This is a genomic window from Pedobacter heparinus, assembly GCF_032678725.1.
Lineage (GTDB): Bacteria > Bacteroidota > Bacteroidia > Sphingobacteriales > Sphingobacteriaceae > Pedobacter > Pedobacter heparinus_A.
The window spans coordinates 14,540-32,298 of the sequence record NZ_JAVTSC010000001.1; the positions used below are offsets into that span (position 1 = coordinate 14,540).

Genomic DNA, 17,759 nt, shown 5'->3' on the forward strand with positions numbered 1-17,759 from the left:
GATATGGGTATGAAAAGTGATAAATTCCAGTTGTTTGTTACGGTATGGCTGCTGTTCTTTTCGTCTTCAGCAGTCAGGGCACAAGTTATTGACCCTAAAAAAGCTTACGCAGAAACCCTGATCAAATTAGCCGATGTGTTGCTGGACCATCAGTTAAAAGATAAAGGGCAGGAAAATTTTGGAGCACTTAGGTGTGATTATGATGAGGTGTTGCATACCCGGGCATCGGAGGCGGTATATCCCTTTGCTGTTGCCCATGAAATTACCGGTCAGCAAAAGTATTTGCTGGCGGCCATCCGTACCGGCAACTGGCTGATCCGGCAGCAGGAAAAGAACGGGAGTTGGAAAGAAACGCCCGAGGAATGGACGGGGACCACCACCGATCAGGTTTTAATGATGATGTTGTCCTATGAATATTTGTCTGTAAAACTCAATGCCGCAGAAAAAAACAGCTGGAAATTGGCCATTCACAAAGCGGTTGATTATTTATACCAGGTGATGACACCTGAGTTTGCGAGTATCAATTACGTGGCGACAACCTGTTCTGCACTGGCTAAAGCCGGCCATTTTTTTAAGGAGGAAAGGTACCTGAAAAAAGCAGCAGAGCTGGCGCACCGTACGGTTTCTAAAATGGATGAGGATGGTTTTTTAAATGGGGAAGGGGGACGTACGCATGCCAATAAGCTGGGGGTTGATCTGGGTTACAGTATGGAGATGTCTTTATGGGGATTGGGCTATTATGCGAAACTGACAGGTGATACTTTGGTCAATGAGGCGGTTAAACATGCACTGAAAAGCCATCTTTATTTCATTTATCCGGATGGTTCGCTCGACAATTCCTGGGGCATCAGGTCTAACAAATGGACTACTTACGGGGGGGCTACTTCTGATGGCTGCCAGGTTTTATTTTCTTTGTATGCCGATGAAGACCCCAGGTATGCCAGCGCTGCACTGAAAAATCTGGAATACCTGCAAAAGAATATCCTGTCGAATGGCTTGATCGCCTATGGCCCCCAGCATGAGGAGGTAATGCAGCATGCACCTTGTATTTACCCGACATTTACCAAAGCCAAAAATCTGGCAATGGCTTACGAACTGGAAACAAAACAAAGCAGGATAACGGCTAAACTGCCAACCGAGGCTACGGGCTGGTTCAAGCAATTTAAAACGGTAAATGTAACACAGGTGCGTACCGCAAATTTTATGGCTACCATTACGGCTTATGGTTACAAAGATTATAAGGCGGCTGCAAAAAGTAAGTATATGTACCGTCCGGCTGGTGGTGCCATTTCCAGCCTCTGGGTTAAGGATCATGGTTATTTAACGGCATCGAGTGTAACAGCGTATTCCAGACCGGAGCCCATGAGTTTTCCTGAGGCGCCAGGAATTAAATCTTTAACACCGAGAATAGAATTTACGGATAGCCTGGGCTATTTTACCAACCTGTTTGAATTTGACAGCAGGATAGAGGCTGGTCAGGTTGGAAAGAACAAATTTGAAGTTAGCGTTGCGGGGGAGTTAAAAGATAAAAACTGGCTGGCAGCCGGCGTTGGGTATGGTTTGAAGTACCTGTTTTCGGATAGTGCTTTGCTCAAAACCATCAGCCTGGTTTACCATGATGCCTGGCCGGTGATCAGGATCATTGAGCCGATGATCAATTATAAAGGGACTGTATTTACCAAAATTGATGCGCATACGGTTTTAATTGATGCAGGAGTGAAGCAATTTAGGTTTAAACTGCTTTCTGGCAATGCGGTGATTCATCTGGGACGAGATGCTGAACATTACTGGGCACCATATCCCGCTTTAAAGGCTTTTCCTTTGGAACTGGAAGTTAAGCCTGTTGCAGGTAGTTTTAAACAGGAGATCCGGTATGAGATTTTAGTAGTGAAGTAAAAAACTATTCTCGTATATTTCCGTCATATTTTTTTATAATAAACCTGTTTAAAGCTCCGGTCCAAATGAAAAGACTACTCCTTGCGTTACTGCTATTCCCTGTGCTTACTTTCGCTCAGCAAATAAAAACAGACCATAAACTGGAAAAAGAACTAGGCACACTAATTAGTGGCTTTAAAGGAACGGTAGGTATATATGCCATGAATCTTAAAACGGGTAAACAGGCAGGTATCAATGCTGATAGTATTTTTCCCACAGCCAGCATTGTTAAAGTGCCCATTTTGCTGGGCTTGTTTGATAAAATAGAAAAAGGGGAACTCAGTTATCATCAGCCGCTGATGTACCGGGATTCTATTAAGTATGGTGGCTCTGGAATTATGCAGTTCTTTAAAGACAGTTCGGCGACCGAGCTGAGTGTGCTGGCCAATTTAATGATGACCTACAGTGACAACACCACTTCCTTATGGAACCAGCGTCTGGCTGGTGGCGGGGCTCAGATCAATGCGCTCCTGGAACAATACGGATTTAAAGATACGCGGGTAAATTCCCGTACCAAAGGGCGCGAAGCCATATGGAAAGTATATGGCTGGGGGCAAACCACACCCCGGGAAATGGCGACTATACTGGTAAAGATCCGTAGGGGTGAGCTCATTAGTAAAGCGGCCAGCGAAAGGATGTACCGGCTGATGACGAAAGGTTATTACGATGAAAATGCCTTGTCGCAAATACCTCCCTACGTGCAGGCAGCAGCAAAAAGCGGTTCCGTAAATGAATCCCGTTCTGAAGTGCTGCTGGTAAATGCACCGCATGGAGAATATGTTTTTTATGTAGGCACAAAAAACATAAAGGACCAGAGCTGGACGCCGGATAATGAAGCTGAACAATTGATACGTAAGGTTTCCGCCTTACTATGGAAACATTATGAATCGAATTAAGTGTTCCCGAATGCCTGTTCCATCGCTCCTAAAAAGCTTTCTGGTGGCTGAGCGCCAGATACCGCAAGTTTTTGATCAAATACAAAAAATGGAACCCCTCTTACACCTATGTTTTGGGCAGTCTGTTCATCATAGCGCACTTCATCTGTAAAGTCTGTTCCGTTCAGCATGGTCTGCACAGTTAACCTGTCCAATCCAATTTTGACGCCGATTTCAATAAGTGTTTGATGGTCACTGATGTTCTTGCTGTGTGTAAAATAGGCCAAAAAAAGCTGTTCTTCTACCTCATCGCCCAGTCCTTCTGTTTTCGCAAGCTGAATTAAACGGTGCGCATCAAAGGAATTTGCAATAACAGATTTTTCCAGGTGAAAAGTTAAGCCAACTTCTGCTGCGGTTTTTGTTACATTTTCCTGCATTTCTGTGGCCCATTCCAGAGATCTGCCATATTTGTTGGCCAGATGCTGTGCCGGATCTGCATCAGGTAAGGTTTCCGCATGGGGATCCAGTTCAAAACTGTGCCATTCCACCTCCACCTTGTCTTTATGTGCAAACTGATTTAAAGCGGCTTCAAATTTTCTTTTTCCAATATAACAGAATGGACAACGTACGTCCGACCAGATGTCAACTTTCATAGGTACAAAGGTAAGGGGGATCTGTGCAGGCCCCATCATCTTTCTATAATTATGAGATTGAATTGAAAAATCTCCTGATTTTGTTTAGATTCACATATTAAGATGAAACAACTGATCCCTATACTGTTCTTTTTTTTGATGGCAAGCGGTTTTTTGAGCAATGCCCAGCGTCTAAATCTGCCGCAACGTCCAATAAATGCTTTATCCGGATCCGAATTTTCGGCTGCGATCCGTGATTCTTCACTTTCTCCTGCAGCACGTGAACAGCGCATATTAACAGAAGTAGAAAGCGGCAATGTCCCAGCTTTTTACCGCAATTTTTTGCCAGTTACAGATAGCCTCATCGTTGATGGTAAACTGTTTGTGGTTAAATATTTTGCAGCACCAGACTACCTGGTCATTGGTTCAGACAGCGATTATTTCTATTGCCCTTTAACCGCATCGGCTGCACAAAAGATCGCGGATCAACTCAAATGTACGCTCCCTACCCGGAAAATGGCTGACCGCATCTATCAATCGGCCAGTTTTAAATTGACACCGGAACCCATTCCACCCTCTATGCGGATGATCACAGTTCCGGTATTTGAAGACCACAACAAGCTGGTGCATCAACAACTGGAAAGGATAGGGGCAAAGCCAGGTAAACTTATTGCAGGAAACAAAAAAGATGTAGTGCTGTCCAATAAGATCATTGCCAGTGACGGAATACCAAGAGTAGTCATTTACGGATGGCATAAGCCAGATGGGAAAGCCATTCAGCCCCTTTATAACGGTCACAAATACGACTGGGTTGATTATAGTCATGGCATCAGACTGATACAAGATCAAGTATACCTGAATGGCCGTAAAACCACCATCAAAAAAATATTGAAGTCAGATGAGCGTCATGGATTGTTATCTGACGAAGGGGTTATTAACCGGCCGGCATACCCGCATTATTAAATTAAACAGGGCATTTATTTTTGATTTTTTAAGATTCTTTTTGCAGCATCTGAAGCGACAATCAGGCCTGCCGTCATCATGATCACATCTTTGATCACCAGTCTTCCGGCCCCGCTTAAATAGGGGAAGCCGTGATGGGGCCCGCCTAATGCCGGTACATAAACTTGAGGAGTGGTGATCAGAAAACTCAAGGTAACCAGCGACATGATAAATGTGAACAGACCACCGAGTAAACCCAGTTTTTCATTCCATATTCCGGCCAGGGTTAAAGCACCGATCATTACAATTACCGTACCCAGGGCGTAGGAAAAAATATAAGTTCCGTTTGCTTTATGCCAGGCTACATTTTCAGGAACCAGCTGCCCCTCCATGTTTTTGTGTTGTTTGTATTCTGGGGCAGGTTTATTTAGTAAAAAACTCATCACCGGACTGTTGGCCACAAATGGAATGATACCCTCAGCCTCGTAAGGGAAGACTTTTAAACCACCAATCCAGACCATTACAATAAAAATTGAAAGCCTGCTGAAATTGACGAATCCGTGCTGCGCAGATGCCAGTAGTTGAAGAAATTTTTCCATAACACAAAATTGGGGTTTGAAGGGATGTGCTGAAATGGACAAAACTGCTAATTAATGGACAGATCTGCTACAATAGAGATCCCAACTTCTGCCCTGAACTGCGAAGGAGATACACCGGTGTGATTTTTAAAATAGCGGCTGAAATAATGCTGATCATCAAAATTCATCAATGCTGCAATTTCCTTGCTGCTTTGATGTGTTAAATGGAGTTGTTTTTTCGCTTCCAGCACCACTCTTTCCTGGATCAGTTTGGAAGGGGATTTTCCGAAATGTTTTGTACAATATTTGGTAAAGCTGTTGGCTGGCAAGCCCAGCTCATTTGCATAAAACAACGGACTGCGCTGACTAAGGAAATGCTGCTCCAGCAATTGCTGAAAACCGGCAACCGGGCTACCATTATCCTCGTCCGGAATATCCTGCACTGTTTTTTTTATCCTGGAGGCAATCGCTAAAACCAGCTGCAGGTAACTTTTTAAAATCGGTTCTGTAAAGGCTTGTTTCTTTTCTGTTTCCAACAGGAGCTTTGTAAAAATGTGTTGCAGTTCATCGTCTGGTAAATAAATGAAAGGTTGCTGGTAAATGTTGTTAAACAGCAATCCATTGCAGGCAACCTCCTGTTTGTGGTATTCAATGCAGTAAAAATCCCCATGAAAAGCCAGTTTTTCAACAGGTATACAGCTTTCTCCACTAATTTTTAACTGCTGGTAAGGCGTAGTAAACAATGCGATTTTTCCGCTAAAATCAAAGCTGACCGCATCAATAAAAATGGTTCCTTCCCCATTGATCAGCAGGATGTTGTACAGGGGCGTTGATGTGTACTGTTCAAAGTATTGCAGCCTGAGCTGTTGAATTAAAAGGTAATCTTTATAGGCAGTCATAACTTTAGGGCTGTGCAATGTATCAAATCGTAAAAATAAGCTTTTAAACGATATGGAAATGTGGTAAGACTGGCATCATCTGTTTAAATCATCAATTATAAACCCGATTCGCTCCAGCGATGTTAAACAAAAAATCATGGCAGATTTAAGCACCTCCAGAAAAGCAGCTCCTAAAGTAGATTTAACCGCAATGGTAGATCTGGCTTTCCTGCTCATTACGTTTTTTATGCTGACCACTTCACTTTCCAAATCCAAAGTAATGGATATTGCCAAACCCGATGAAATTGACAATATACGTGAGCCTGTTCCAGCCTCCAGGACGATGACCATCTTGCTGGGAAAAAATAATAAAGTAGCCTGGTATATGGGCGAACCCGGTAAAAGCAGCCCGCATATCGAAGGAGTCAGCCAGCTGAGAACTGCCCTGATCAGGAACAGGGACCTGGTAGCACTGAACAACAATCAGGATGCGAAAAAAACACTTTTTGTGATTGTAAAGCCAACTTCAGGGGCCAGTTATAAGAATTTTGTAGATGCGATGGACGAGTTGCACATTGCAAAGATTACGGCTGCACCAGCCATTGATGATGATCACCTTACTCCTGAAGAACAAAACTTTATGAAGCAGCACAACTTGCTTTAAAATATTTATTCTGCATAAATTTGTCTTTGAATAAGTATATCTTCAATCTTTGGTGTCATTGTTAATGACACCATCCCTTTTACAAGGGTTAAAAAGGTACCCGATGCTGAAGCCAAAGAGATCAATTGTTCTGCTGTTCAAAGAGATTCATGAAGGAAATGAACTGGCTTTCAATGAACTTTTTTTAGCTTATTACGATCGGCTGGTCAGCTTTTCCATGACCTATGTAAAACAACAGGAACATGCGGAAGAACTGACCTCGGAGTTGTTTGTAAAACTCTGGCTAAAAAGGGATACCCTGACGGGCATTTTAAAGCCGGAAGTTTACCTGTATATCGCTGTTAAAAATGCGGCCCTGAACCACCTTCGTGGTCACAAAAAAAGTACCCGGCTATGGATAGATGATGAGGAAAACACCCTTATGCAAGAGTCCGGGCAGGACAAAACTGAACTGGAAACCAAAGAACTGAGCCGGAAACTGGATGAAGCCATTGCAGCTTTACCCGAACAGCGCAGGATCATATTCAGGTTGATCAAAGAAGAAGAGCTGAAATGCAGGGAAGTTGCCGGCATTCTGAACATCTCTGTTCGTACAGTTGAAAATCAGCTATATAAAGCAGTGAAAACACTTGCCGACGCAATAAGTCCCTACCTGGGCTATCATCCACAGAAACGGTCCGGCAAAAAACAGGTGCTCTCCAAACTATCTGTTTTATTTTTTTTATAAGGAAGTAAGTAGTTTTCAACATCAGGGTGTCCTGTAGGTATAATACCATTGATTATGAATAAGCAATACTTTCTGGACCTGTTAGCTAAAAGTTGGAGCGGGGAAATATCCTCAGCAGAAAACCTGCAATTACAAGAAGCTATGGAGCAGGATGAGGAGTTAAGGCAGATAGCCCATGAGCTGGAAGCCTATTTTCAAAGCAAAAAGGATAATGCAAATAGCAGGAACGCTGCTGAAAAATTGCAACGCGTCTGGAAAACAATTGCCCTGGCCGGGCAGCAAAACTTTGTGCCGAAATATAACCATACTGAACCTGTAAAATCAGGATTTTCCCGTGCCTATCTGCTAAAAATAGCAGCTGTTTTTTTAGTGACGCTGTGCTGCGCAGTCATTACCTTTAACTATTGGAACAGGGAGAAAACTGTAAAGTTTGACACCTTAAATACCACAATTGATAAGCTGTATAAAACACTTGACGATGGCACTAAGGTTTGTTTAAACCGGGGTTCATCGATCCGGTTCAATTCCAATTTTGGAGCGGATAAAAGGGAGATTTTCCTCGAGGGAGAAGCTTTTTTTGATGTAGCTAAAAATAAGGAAATCCCGCTTTACATACATGCACGTAACCTCAATATTGAAGTAAAAGGGACGGCTTTTAATGTAAACGCCTATAGAGAAAAGCCTAATATTGAGGTTTCTCTGTTCAGGGGGCTGGTAGAAATTACCAGCAACCTGGACAAGGGGGACAGGCTTTTACTGAAACCGAACGAAAAACTGATTGCAGCTGCGCAGGATGGAGGATCTGGTATGGCTTTTATGGTGCTTCCTATGGCTACAGCAAGGCAATTGCAGGAAATAAACTGGACACAGGACTCGCTGGTATTTAAAAAGGAGAAACTAAAAGACCTGGTCATCCGGTTAGAAAAGAAATACGTCATTAAAATCGACATTCAGAAAGAGGAATTGAAAGACAAAAGGTTTAGCGGCAGCTTTGCCGCAGAAGGTCTGAAAGAAGCGCTTGAGGCACTGAAGCTCTCTTATCCCTTTACTTACACCATCAATAATAAACTGGTAATCATTAAATAAGCCAAGATGAAGAGATATCTCCAAATGATTGCCGTGCTGATGGTATTCAGTTATTTTAATGTAGCAGCACAAAATCGTAAACTTTCTGTGTCCGCCAGCAAACAACCACTGACCCGGATTTTAGAACAGATTGAACAAAGCTGTGGTTATCAGATTGTTTACAGCAATGAGGTGGTGCCGGATACCATGCTGGTAACCATTAACGTACAAAGAATCTCCGTTGCCGAACTGATGGCTAAAATTCTGCCGGAAAAACAGCTCTTTTATAAAATGATGTCCGATAACCTGATGGTGATTGGCAGCACTCGCATAGGGAAACTTCCGGCCGGCGGGGCAGAAAAAAAAATCTACTTATCGGGACGGGTGCTTGATCAGAAAAAAAATGGCTTGCCTTTTGCCTCACTTGGTCTGATGCAGGACCATGCTTACGTAGGGGGGAGCATCAGCGATGAAAATGGATATTTTCAGTTCAGCTATGCGTTTAAAGATCAGCTGAAATATTCGGTCAAGGTTTCCTCCGTAGGTTATCAATCGCTGGCTGTTGATTTTATATATCCCGACACCAGCGCTTTACGCAATATCCTTTTGAAAGAAGAACAGAATACCTTAAAAACGGTCAGCATCACTACGGCCAGGCCATTGATAGAAAGGAAAACCGACCGCTACATTGTAAATGTAGAGGGGAGTGCGCTGGCAGATGGAAATACGGGGCTGGAAGTATTACAGAAGTCTCCGGGCGTATGGGTTAGCGGAGATGGGTCTATCAAAATCAGGGGAAACCAATCGGTAATGGTAATGATCAATGATGTGGTACAACGCATGTCGGAGAGCGACCTGGCAGAATACCTGCGTACTTTGAGATCGGAGGATATCAGTAAGATCGAGATCATTTCCAGCCCCCCTTCAGAATTTGAAGCAGCTGGTTCTGGAGGCATTATCCATATCGTGTTGAAAAAAACCAGAAAGGACGGATTGTTAGGTTCGGCGTCTGCACAATACCGGCAGCAGGTAGAACGTCCGGCCTATGGTGCATCCACCAGTCTGAACTATAAGGTTAAAAACCTATACCTTTCTGGAAGCCTGTCGGCAGGGAAAGATGAAAGTGAATATATTGCAACCAACAGGATCAGCTATCCCAATCAGGATTATTATTCTAGCAATACGGACAGGTACAACAACAACGGAAGATTAATGTACAGACTTGGCCTGGCTTATGACCTTAGTGCCAACCAATCCATTGGCATACAATCGATACAAACACTTGGTAAATTGAACCAGTATTTTGATACATACATTGATTTTACCGGGATGCAGTCTTTGACTGGGGTAGCCAGGTCTGAATGGTTCAGAAAGCCGTCTCTGAATGGTACAACAGTTAACTATTCATTAAAAACAGATAGCCTTGGCTCTGGTCTGAAGATCATTGCTGATTACGTTTACAGTACCAAAACCGAGCGGAATGATTTTTCTTCAGTGTACACACTTGCTGAAAAGAACTCGGTATACCGCAACAATACACCAAATACAACCAACTTATATAGTGTGCAGACTGATTATACCAAAATTCTTCGCAAAGCATTTTCCTTTAAAACAGGATTGAAGTTTGCAGCTACCAAAAGGGACAATGAAGTACTGAACGAGAATTATATTGATGGGACCTGGCAGATCAATACAAACCTGAGCAACCGCTTCATTTACAAGGAATACCTTTCCATGGCTTACGCCTCGCTGGAAAAGAGCTGGGACAAGTTGAGCATCAAGGCCGGGCTCAGGGCAGAGCACACTACTATGAACGGGAATTCGGTAACAGGAAATGAGCAGTTTGAAAGAAATTATCTCAGTTTTTTTCCTTCGGTTTTCCTCTCCCGGAAATTAAATATAGAAAAGAACCATGTGGTTTATTTTAGCTATTCCAGGAGGCTGCAGCGGCCTTCTTTTGCCGATCTGAATCCTTACCGCCTGCAGTTTGACAATTATCTTACCCAATTGGGCAATGCCAACCTGCTGCCGGAGTATACCCATAAGCTCGAACTTGGAACAATGCTCTGGAAAGGAATTTCGGCTGAGGTATATTATTCTCTGACCACTGATAAGATCGCCCAGCTGGCGAGTCCCGTTGCCAATAACATTATTGAATACCAGCGCAGAAATTTTAACAGCAGTAATGAATACGGATTTTCTTTGAATGCGCCAGTCAAGTTCTTAAAATGGTGGTCTGCAAATAATTCATTTTCAGCCTATAACCTTCGGTACGCATTGGATGATTATCGTATCCGGCAAACTACTTTTTATGCCAGGTCTCAGCACAATTTTTTGTTTAAAAATATAGTGGATGTGGATCTTTCTTTTGACTATCGTTCACCTTATGTAAGCGCCAATTCAAATGTTGCGGAGGTGTTTATTGCAGATATGGGAATGTCAAGAAGATTCGTGAATAAAAGTTTACTGCTCCGTGTATATGTTTCGGATCTGTTCAATACCTTCCGGGAGAAGGATTATACAGAGTATGCCGGCACAAGAATCGATTTTTACCAGAAAAGACCTACACGTACCTTTAGTTTAACGTTAACCTATAATTTTAGTTCCGGGAAGAAATTCAGCAACAAAAAAATAGAGCAAAGTAACGAGGAGGAAAAAAACAGGATTGGCAATTGACATGAATTTGTTTAATTTACGGCATAATTTATTAAAATATTAGCAAATGAACGTCTTTAAAATTTCTTTCGCAGGCTTAAAACTTAGCTTGGTTGCTTGTTTTGTTGTATTTTCAACCTGCCTGTATGCGCAGGCTCCCAAACCGGAAAGGTTTGAGAAAGAAGTGAAAAATTTCGATCGTCTCGATAGCCTGGAGCAGGTAAGGCCTGGTTCAAACTTGTTTGTAGGTAGTTCCTCGGTAAGGCTTTGGAAAGATATTGCTGATTATTTCCCGGGTGCATATGTCATCAACCGTGCTTTTGGAGGTTCTACCTTTGCAGACCTGCTGCATTATGCAGACCGGGCCATTGTGCCATACCAACCAGCTAAGATATTTATCTATGAGGGGGACAATGACATCTCATTTGGTGTGCCTACAGATACCATATTTAAACAGGCCAGAACCTTAAGAAAAAAGATTGCTGCCGCCTTTCCTGATGTTCCGGTGGTTTTTATTTCTGCAAAACCAAGCATATCCAAATGGCACCTTAAAGATAAATACATTGAACTCAATAAAATGTTGAAAAAGTATGCATCAAAAGAGAAGCTGACTGCCTTTGCTGATGTATGGACACCAATGCTGGATAAAGACGGCGTGGTATTCCAGGATATCTTTTTAAAAGACAACCTGCACATGAAGGCAAAAGGATACCTGATCTGGCAAAAAGTACTGGAGCCCTATCTGTTAAAAAAATAGGCAGCTCAATCCAGTTCTTCCATTTCTTTCACAGGTCGTTTTTTAAATACCCAATAGGTTTGGAGTACATAGTTGAACCCCAGCGAAACGATAATGTCTATCATGATCCGGCTGATCTTATAGTCTATATGCAGCCAGTTGGTAAATAAATAAGTTCCTGATGATTTCAGGGCAATACTTCCTGCCACTACAAAGATGAATTTAACCAATTGCACACCTACAGGGGCATTGCTGGCCTGGTTATCCTTAAATGTCCAGTACCGGTTTAAGCTGAAATTCCATACAGCGCCGATGATACCGCCGATAACAATAGAAATGGTATAATGAATGTGCAGCAGTTCTGTACAAAGTATCATCACTGCGTAGTCAATCAGCCCGCCGGTAAATGCTGAAACCTGTGCCTTGGCAAATACAAAAACAGATTTCTTTTTATTCATTAAGCTGCATTCTTCTTAGCTTTTCGTTCCAGGTCATCCCTGATGTCTCCAAGTTTTAAAAGTTTCCGGGTATCGACAACATTGATGATGAACAGGGTGATACAGATACCGCCGGCAAAATATTCGATCAGGTGACCAAATGTCACTTCCAGAATCAGGATCAGCGCCAGAATTACCCTGATTTCCGTTGGCCCGACCAAACCTGAATCTATACTGTAAATGTCTGTAATTTTATACCTTAACTGAGAAATGATCATGGCCCATCCATACAATACCACAAATACAAAAGCAATCAGTTCGTAAATGCTGCGCGCATATACCATATAGCCTAAACCGATCAGTACGGTACTTACCCAATCCATAATGATATCCAGTGAAAAGCCGTACCATTTGCGCGGAATGTTCCGATAATAGGCGATGCGGCCGTCCAGGGAGTCGCCAAACCAATTAATAGCCAATCCCAGTACACCCAGTAAAAGGTAATTCCGGCTCATATAGGTAGCCAGCATAAAACCAGCCAAAACCAGTACAGAACCAAAAGTGCCCATAAATGTGAGCATGTTTGAAGAGATGTAACTGGGAACCCTCGTAACGAGAAAAGAGATCGTCTTTTGTTCTGCCGCGTTTAAAATATTGGTTCTTTTTCTATCCTGAAATACTCTTTTTAAATCGTCAGTATCAGCAGATGCGATCAAAGTTTCTTGTCTCAATTTATTTTCTTCCATTAAGGGGCTATCAATATACTTTTAAGTATACCTTGCAAAAGTATAGAATTTAAACAATTCAAATTCCTTTTTGTTGGAAAACAACCTTTCTGTGATAAAATTAAGTCCTGGTTTTCTTCAATTCAATGACGGTAATTTCCGGCCAGATACCCACACGGCCCGAAAAGCCCAGAAACCCGAAGCCTCTGTTGATGTTCAAAAACCTGCCTTGTTCGCTGGTGATGCCCGCCCAGTGGGCGTAGCGGTATTTAACAGGGCTCCATTTGATGCCAAAAGCTTCAATGCCGAACTGCATGCCATGGGTATGGCCTGATAAAGTCAAATGAACTTTTGAGGGATATTTTTTTACTTCAGCGTCCCAGTGCGTGGGATCATGGGAAAGCAGCACCTTAAAATCGTTAGGGTTTACTTTGGCCATTGCTTTTTCCAGGTCGCCGCGCTCGCCAAAGCCCAGGCCCCAGTTCTCTACCCCGGCAAGTGTGATCTTTTCTCCATGTTTATATAATTCTACATGCTCATCCAGCAGCAACCTGAAGCCCAGTTCAGCATGGTAATCTTTTAACTGCTGTAAGTTAGCCCGTTTTGCCTGTTCGCTTTCCCATTTCACATAATCGCCATAATCATGGTTCCCTAGTACAGAGAATTGACCGTATGGTGCTTTAATTTGCGAAAAATGACCAATCCAGGGTTTAATTTCTTCAGCCTTATTATTCACCAGATCTCCTGTAAAAACAAAAAGATCTGATTTTTGCGCCTTGATCAGGTCAATACCTTTTTGCACTGCTTTGGGATTCTGGAAGCTGCCGGCGTGTACATCGGAAATCTGGGTAATGGTAAACCCATCAAAACTTTCGGGCAGGTCGTCAAAAAACAAAGTATGTTTAATTACCCGGTAAGCATATTTTCCCCTGATCATTCCGTATAGAAATACCAGTATGGTCAGGATAAAAACAGCTGTGGCAAATTCAACCCAATATAAATTTCTTGCTGTGCCGGAAAAGAGCCGATAAATATCGCCGGCCAGCAATACCATTGCAAAAAGCAGGGCTGCAGTAAGCCAGATCACAAATGCATGGGTGGCAATTTTAAAAAGCAGCCCCATGCCCATGGTATTGATCCTGTTTACAGCAGCAATTAACGCCAGCGTAATTATGGAAACAGTTAGCCAGAAGGCTAAACTTAAAAGCGGGTTAAGCGTATAAATGAGCAGGCCGGATAAAACGTACCAGTTTAAAATGAAAAATAATATGGCTATAATGGCAATGGGTAACAGGCTGATTTTTCGTTTCATCTATCAATATTAAGTATATAATTACAGCTTGGATGGTAAAGTGTTTGTTGTGTTACAATTCATGACATTAAGAAAATAAAAGTAAAAATAAGCCATTCTACTCTGAGGCTGGCATAATAGAGATTTTTTATGTTAAAAATCTCAATGAAGCCTATGCCTCTTCGCAGAAGGCATATTTTTTGTAAAGCTGGGTGGCTGCATATGAGTTTAGTCGCACTGTAACCGGGGTATGGCTACGGCTGCACCAGTATTGACTAGGGCTTCAGTGGGGGTTGATTAGGTTAAAGGGTATACCAAGGGGTAGCCAACCCCTATCCAATCCCTATCCAACCCCTAACCAACCATAGGCACATCATCAGCGCACCACCAGCTTGTCCTATACCGCGATAAGTTTGCATACTTTCTTATAGGAAGATTGGTTTCCAAATTACGAGAATGGGTACAAAATGGGAGTAAGATTTAGAAAAAAGCATTGTATTTGCAATATAAAATAAATAGCTGTAAATTAGTTTATTACAAGTTTTTTACAAAAGTATGTACTACTATTCCTGTATACTTTATATATTTGCTTTATGAACAAGACTGACAACAGCCCCATTTGCCTGAATATGCCTTGCATGTTTAGGTAAAAATATGGACTGTTGAGATAAGATATTGAAGCTTCTCCAGTCTTAACCGGACAGAGAGGCTTTTTTTAAATAAGACCAATTAGTATGCAAAGTTTTAGGACAGAGTTAGAGAATCCTATTGTCGAAAAAGACATCATTGATCTGGAAAAAAAGATCAGGGCGTTTCGCGAAGGTAAAATCCATGATGAAAAATTCAGAAGTCTGCGTCTTGCACGTGGAATTTACGGACAAAGACAGCCGGGAGTTCAAATGATCCGCATTAAGTTGCCTTTTGGTAAGGTGACTTTTAAACAGATCCTACGGATATCTGATGTGTCTGATAAATATGCAAGCAGGAACCTGCACCTGACTACCCGTCAGGACATTCAGATCCACTATGTGAGTTTAGACAGAACACCAGAGCTTTGGGAAGAGCTGGAACAGGATGATGTCACCATCCGCGAAGCCTGCGGTAATACGGTAAGGAACGTAACTTCCTCACCTGATGCAGGAATCAGTCCGAATGAACCTTTTGACGTGTCGCCTTATGCGCACGCTTTTTTCAGCTACTTTTTGCGTAACCCGATTTGTCAGGAAATGGGCAGGAAAATTAAATTTTCCTTTTCTTCTGATGACAGGGATACTGCCTTCAGTTATATCCATGACCTTGGTTTTATTCCTAAAATAAATGAAAAAGGAGAACGTGGCTTTAAGGTATTGTTAGGTGGAGGTTTGGGCGCACAGCCTTTTCTGGCCGAACTGGTACATGAGTTTTTACATGAGGATCAGATCATTCCTTATGCTGAAGCCATGTTGAGGGTGTTTGACCGTTATGGCGAACGTACCAACCGCAACAAGGCACGCCTTAAATACCTGGTGCAGAAACTGGGATTAGAAGAGGTGTTAAGGTTAATAGAAGAGGAACGTACTGCCAATAAGGTAAAATCCTTTAAGATAGACCGGGATGCGGTACCTCCAACCAATGCGCCTGAACTGATAGATTATCCGGTATTGGATGAGGTAACAGAGAGCCTGGATTATAAGCACTGGAAAGCAACCAATGTAACCCCTCAAAAACAGGAAGGTTTTTTTGCCGTATATATTAAGGTTACCAAGGGTGATATTCCTACGGAAGATGCCCGTAAATTAATAGAAGCCATCCGTCCGTATGTGGCCGATGAGATCAGGATTACACAAAACCAGGGGCTGATGCTGAAGTTTGCCCGGGAAGCTGCGTTACCAGGCTTATACGTGGCTTTAAAAGAACTTGGCTTTGCAAAGCCTGGTTTTGACAGTGTTGCCGATGTCACTACCTGCCCTGGAACGGATACCTGTAACCTGGGTATTTCAAATTCTATGTCGCTTTCTGTGGCGCTGGAAGAGGTGATCTACGACGAATATCCGGAGCTGATCTATGAAAAAGACATTAAAATAAAAATAAGCGGCTGTATGAATTCATGCGGTCAGCATGGCCTGGCGCATATCGGCTTCCACGGCAGTTCTGTAAAAGCCAATGGAAAGGTAGTGCCTGCAGTTCAGGTGATGCTGGGTGGTGGTACAGTAGGCAATGGCGAAGGCCGCGTAGCGGAAAGGGTGATCAAAGCCCCTTCTAAACGTGCTACTGATGTATTGAGGTGGTTGCTAAACAATTTTGCGGCCAATAGCCAGGAAAACGAAAGTTTCCATGCGTATTACGACAGACAGACCAAAGATTACTTTTACCAGTTGTTGAAACCACTGGCCGACCTGAGCAATCTGAAAGATGAAGAGTTTGTAGACTGGGGCCATGAAGAAACTTTTGTAACTGCCATTGGTGTTGGAGAATGTGCCGGTGTAGTGATTGACCTGGTAGCCACTTTGCTGCTGGAATCTGATGAGAAACTGGAATGGGCAAGGGCTTCGTATGCTGCGGGTGCCTGGGCTGATGCCATTTATCATACTTATGCCGTATATGTAAGTGCGGCAAAAGCTTTGTTACTGGATAAAGGGGTAAATAGCAGTACACAGATCGGCGTGATCAGGGAATTTGACAATCACTATGTACAAACAGGGGAAGTACAACTGAATGGATCGTTTAATGACCTGGTATTAGAAATCAACAAACACGAACCTACGGAAACTTTTGCAACTGCTTATTTGAAGTCGCTGGAAGATTTTTATGCAGGTGTTAAAAATGCGAGAGCGGAAAAAGTGTCATGATTAAAGTGAAAAATATATACAGCAGGGAACCAAGGATCACGCTGGTAGGTGCTGGTCCTGGTGATCCCGAACTGCTGACCATAAAAGGTGCCAATGCACTTAAAACAGCTGATGTAATTTTATACGATGCATTGGTTAATGAAGGTATCCTGGATTATGCCAATCCTGATGCGATTAAAGTATATGTGGGCAAAAGATCCGGGGAACATTCTTACGGACAGGATGCCATTAATAAACTGATGGTAGATTATGCCCTTAACTATGGGCATGTGGTTCGCCTGAAAGGCGGTGATCCTTTTGTTTTTGGGAGGGGTTATGAAGAACTGGACTACGCGGCGGGCTATAGCGTCCCGGTTTCGGTGATACCTGGTTTATCGAGTTCCATCTCTGTACCTGGATTGCAGCAAATTCCGGTAACGCATAGGGGATTAAGTGAGAGTTTTTGGGTAGTGACTGGCACAACAGCTTCAGGGCTGATTTCCAATGACCTGTATGAAGCCGCAAGGTCTAAAGCTACTGTAGTGGTATTGATGGGATTGGGAAAGCTACCGGAAATCGTGAAACTATTCCAGAACGAAGGTAAAAATCAGTTACCTGTTGCCGCGATACAAAGCGGTTCAACAGCAAATGAAAAACTGGCGGTAGGTATAGTAGATACCATCGTAGAACTGGTGAAAGAAAAAAAGATCAAAGCACCTGCATTACTTGTGTTTGGTGAAGTGGTTTCTTTGCACCCTTCATTTCAGCCGATCAGGGATTTTTACCAGGCTTTAAAAGAAGAAATATAAGTT

General features: G+C 42.7%; 16 protein-coding genes. 10 read left to right on the forward strand and 6 right to left on the reverse strand.

Annotated elements, in window-relative coordinates:
• Positions 1-9 precede the first annotated feature (9 nt).
• Positions 10-1,896 (forward strand): hypothetical protein, encoded by a 1,887-nt coding sequence (locus R2Q85_RS00045; protein WP_316809688.1) that lies wholly within the window; start codon positions 10-12, stop codon positions 1,894-1,896.
• A gap of 65 nt (positions 1,897-1,961) precedes the next feature.
• Positions 1,962-2,831, forward strand: coding sequence for a serine hydrolase (locus R2Q85_RS00050; RefSeq protein WP_316809689.1), 870 nt, complete (start codon positions 1,962-1,964; stop codon positions 2,829-2,831).
• Here R2Q85_RS00050 and R2Q85_RS00055 read toward each other — a convergent pair.
• Positions 2,828-3,502 (reverse strand): DsbA family oxidoreductase, encoded by a 675-nt coding sequence (locus tag R2Q85_RS00055; RefSeq protein WP_316809690.1) that lies wholly within the window; start codon positions 3,500-3,502, stop codon positions 2,828-2,830. The genes R2Q85_RS00050 and R2Q85_RS00055 overlap by 4 nt on opposite strands.
• A gap of 63 nt (positions 3,503-3,565) precedes the next feature.
• Here R2Q85_RS00055 and R2Q85_RS00060 point away from each other — a divergent pair, with 63 nt between their 5' ends.
• On the forward strand, positions 3,566-4,405 hold the full coding sequence (locus R2Q85_RS00060; protein WP_316809691.1) for a hypothetical protein: 840 nt from the start codon (positions 3,566-3,568) through the stop codon (positions 4,403-4,405).
• 14 nt (positions 4,406-4,419) lie between these two features.
• Here the strand turns inward: R2Q85_RS00060 and rclC are convergent, their stop codons facing one another.
• Entirely contained in the window at positions 4,420-4,983 is a 564-nt protein-coding gene (rclC, locus tag R2Q85_RS00065; RefSeq protein WP_316809692.1) for a reactive chlorine resistance membrane protein RclC, read from the reverse strand.
• A 47-nt stretch (positions 4,984-5,030) separates the two neighbouring features.
• Positions 5,031-5,861: a helix-turn-helix domain-containing protein gene (locus tag R2Q85_RS00070; protein WP_316809693.1), complete on the reverse strand. Its 831-nt coding sequence runs from the start codon at positions 5,859-5,861 to the stop codon at positions 5,031-5,033.
• Between the two features lie 136 nt (positions 5,862-5,997).
• Between R2Q85_RS00070 and R2Q85_RS00075 the strand changes: the two genes are divergently transcribed.
• The 5 genes from R2Q85_RS00075 to R2Q85_RS00095 all read left to right on the forward strand — a co-directional run bounded on the left by R2Q85_RS00075 (position 5,998) and on the right by R2Q85_RS00095 (position 11,708).
• Positions 5,998-6,504 carry a biopolymer transporter ExbD gene (locus R2Q85_RS00075; RefSeq protein WP_316809694.1) on the forward strand — a complete coding sequence of 169 codons (507 nt, stop codon included), beginning with the start codon at positions 5,998-6,000 and terminating at the stop codon, positions 6,502-6,504.
• Positions 6,505-6,607: 103 nt separating this feature from the next.
• Positions 6,608-7,231: an RNA polymerase sigma-70 factor gene (locus R2Q85_RS00080; protein WP_316809695.1), complete on the forward strand. Its 624-nt coding sequence runs from the start codon at positions 6,608-6,610 to the stop codon at positions 7,229-7,231.
• A gap of 54 nt (positions 7,232-7,285) precedes the next feature.
• On the forward strand, positions 7,286-8,317 hold the full coding sequence (locus R2Q85_RS00085; protein ID WP_316809696.1) for a FecR family protein: 1,032 nt from the start codon (positions 7,286-7,288) through the stop codon (positions 8,315-8,317).
• Between the two features lie 6 nt (positions 8,318-8,323).
• Positions 8,324-10,972 (forward strand): outer membrane beta-barrel family protein, encoded by a 2,649-nt coding sequence (locus R2Q85_RS00090; protein WP_316809697.1) that lies wholly within the window; start codon positions 8,324-8,326, stop codon positions 10,970-10,972.
• Positions 10,973-11,018: 46 nt separating this feature from the next.
• Positions 11,019-11,708 (forward strand): SGNH/GDSL hydrolase family protein, encoded by a 690-nt coding sequence (locus R2Q85_RS00095; RefSeq protein ID WP_316809698.1) that lies wholly within the window; start codon positions 11,019-11,021, stop codon positions 11,706-11,708.
• 5 nt (positions 11,709-11,713) lie between these two features.
• Here R2Q85_RS00095 and R2Q85_RS00100 read toward each other — a convergent pair whose 3' ends face one another.
• The 3 genes from R2Q85_RS00100 to R2Q85_RS00110 form a co-directional block, all read right to left on the reverse strand.
• Complete coding sequence (locus R2Q85_RS00100; RefSeq protein WP_316809699.1) at positions 11,714-12,145, reverse strand: GtrA family protein; 432 nt, start codon at positions 12,143-12,145, stop codon at positions 11,714-11,716.
• Positions 12,145-12,870, reverse strand: coding sequence for a CDP-alcohol phosphatidyltransferase family protein (locus tag R2Q85_RS00105; RefSeq protein WP_316809700.1), 726 nt, complete (start codon positions 12,868-12,870; stop codon positions 12,145-12,147). Before R2Q85_RS00105 ends, R2Q85_RS00100 begins: the two co-directional genes overlap by 1 nt.
• 100 nt (positions 12,871-12,970) lie before the next feature.
• The gene (locus R2Q85_RS00110) at positions 12,971-14,161 is read right to left on the reverse strand and encodes a metallophosphoesterase (RefSeq protein WP_316809701.1); all 1,191 of its coding nucleotides are present in this window, start codon (positions 14,159-14,161) and stop codon (positions 12,971-12,973) included.
• Between the two features lie 713 nt (positions 14,162-14,874).
• Here R2Q85_RS00110 and R2Q85_RS00115 point away from each other — a divergent pair.
• Both R2Q85_RS00115 and cobA read left to right on the forward strand, forming a co-directional pair.
• Positions 14,875-16,968, forward strand: a complete 2,094-nt coding sequence (locus R2Q85_RS00115) for a nitrite reductase (protein ID WP_316809702.1) — start codon at positions 14,875-14,877, stop codon at positions 16,966-16,968.
• Entirely contained in the window at positions 16,965-17,756 is a 792-nt protein-coding gene (gene cobA / locus R2Q85_RS00120) for a uroporphyrinogen-III C-methyltransferase (RefSeq protein WP_316809703.1), read from the forward strand. The genes R2Q85_RS00115 and cobA overlap by 4 nt, the downstream gene beginning before the upstream one ends.
• The last annotated feature ends 3 nt before the right edge of the window (positions 17,757-17,759 follow it).

Excerpts from the sequence above, each read along its gene's own strand:
- R2Q85_RS00105 (WP_316809700.1), bottom strand. The coding sequence starts at position 12,870 with ATGGAAGAAAATAAATTGAGACAAGAAACTTTGATCGCATCTGCTGAT.
- R2Q85_RS00060 (WP_316809691.1), top strand. The coding sequence starts at position 3,566 with ATGAAACAACTGATCCCTATACTGTTCTTTTTTTTGATGGCAAGCGGT.
- R2Q85_RS00100 (WP_316809699.1), bottom strand. The coding sequence starts at position 12,145 with ATGAATAAAAAGAAATCTGTTTTTGTATTTGCCAAGGCACAGGTTTCA.
- R2Q85_RS00045 (WP_316809688.1), top strand. The coding sequence starts at position 10 with ATGAAAAGTGATAAATTCCAGTTGTTTGTTACGGTATGGCTGCTGTTC.
- R2Q85_RS00110 (WP_316809701.1), bottom strand. The coding sequence starts at position 14,161 with ATGAAACGAAAAATCAGCCTGTTACCCATTGCCATTATAGCCATATTA.
- rclC (WP_316809692.1), bottom strand. The coding sequence starts at position 4,983 with ATGGAAAAATTTCTTCAACTACTGGCATCTGCGCAGCACGGATTCGTC.
- R2Q85_RS00055 (WP_316809690.1), bottom strand. The coding sequence starts at position 3,502 with ATGATGGGGCCTGCACAGATCCCCCTTACCTTTGTACCTATGAAAGTT.
- R2Q85_RS00115 (WP_316809702.1), top strand. The coding sequence starts at position 14,875 with ATGCAAAGTTTTAGGACAGAGTTAGAGAATCCTATTGTCGAAAAAGAC.
- R2Q85_RS00090 (WP_316809697.1), top strand. The coding sequence starts at position 8,324 with ATGAAGAGATATCTCCAAATGATTGCCGTGCTGATGGTATTCAGTTAT.
- R2Q85_RS00075 (WP_316809694.1), top strand. The coding sequence starts at position 5,998 with ATGGCAGATTTAAGCACCTCCAGAAAAGCAGCTCCTAAAGTAGATTTA.
- R2Q85_RS00050 (WP_316809689.1), top strand. The coding sequence starts at position 1,962 with ATGAAAAGACTACTCCTTGCGTTACTGCTATTCCCTGTGCTTACTTTC.
- cobA (WP_316809703.1), top strand. The coding sequence starts at position 16,965 with ATGATTAAAGTGAAAAATATATACAGCAGGGAACCAAGGATCACGCTG.
- R2Q85_RS00080 (WP_316809695.1), top strand. The coding sequence starts at position 6,608 with ATGCTGAAGCCAAAGAGATCAATTGTTCTGCTGTTCAAAGAGATTCAT.
- R2Q85_RS00095 (WP_316809698.1), top strand. The coding sequence starts at position 11,019 with ATGAACGTCTTTAAAATTTCTTTCGCAGGCTTAAAACTTAGCTTGGTT.
- R2Q85_RS00085 (WP_316809696.1), top strand. The coding sequence starts at position 7,286 with ATGAATAAGCAATACTTTCTGGACCTGTTAGCTAAAAGTTGGAGCGGG.
- R2Q85_RS00070 (WP_316809693.1), bottom strand. The coding sequence starts at position 5,861 with ATGACTGCCTATAAAGATTACCTTTTAATTCAACAGCTCAGGCTGCAA.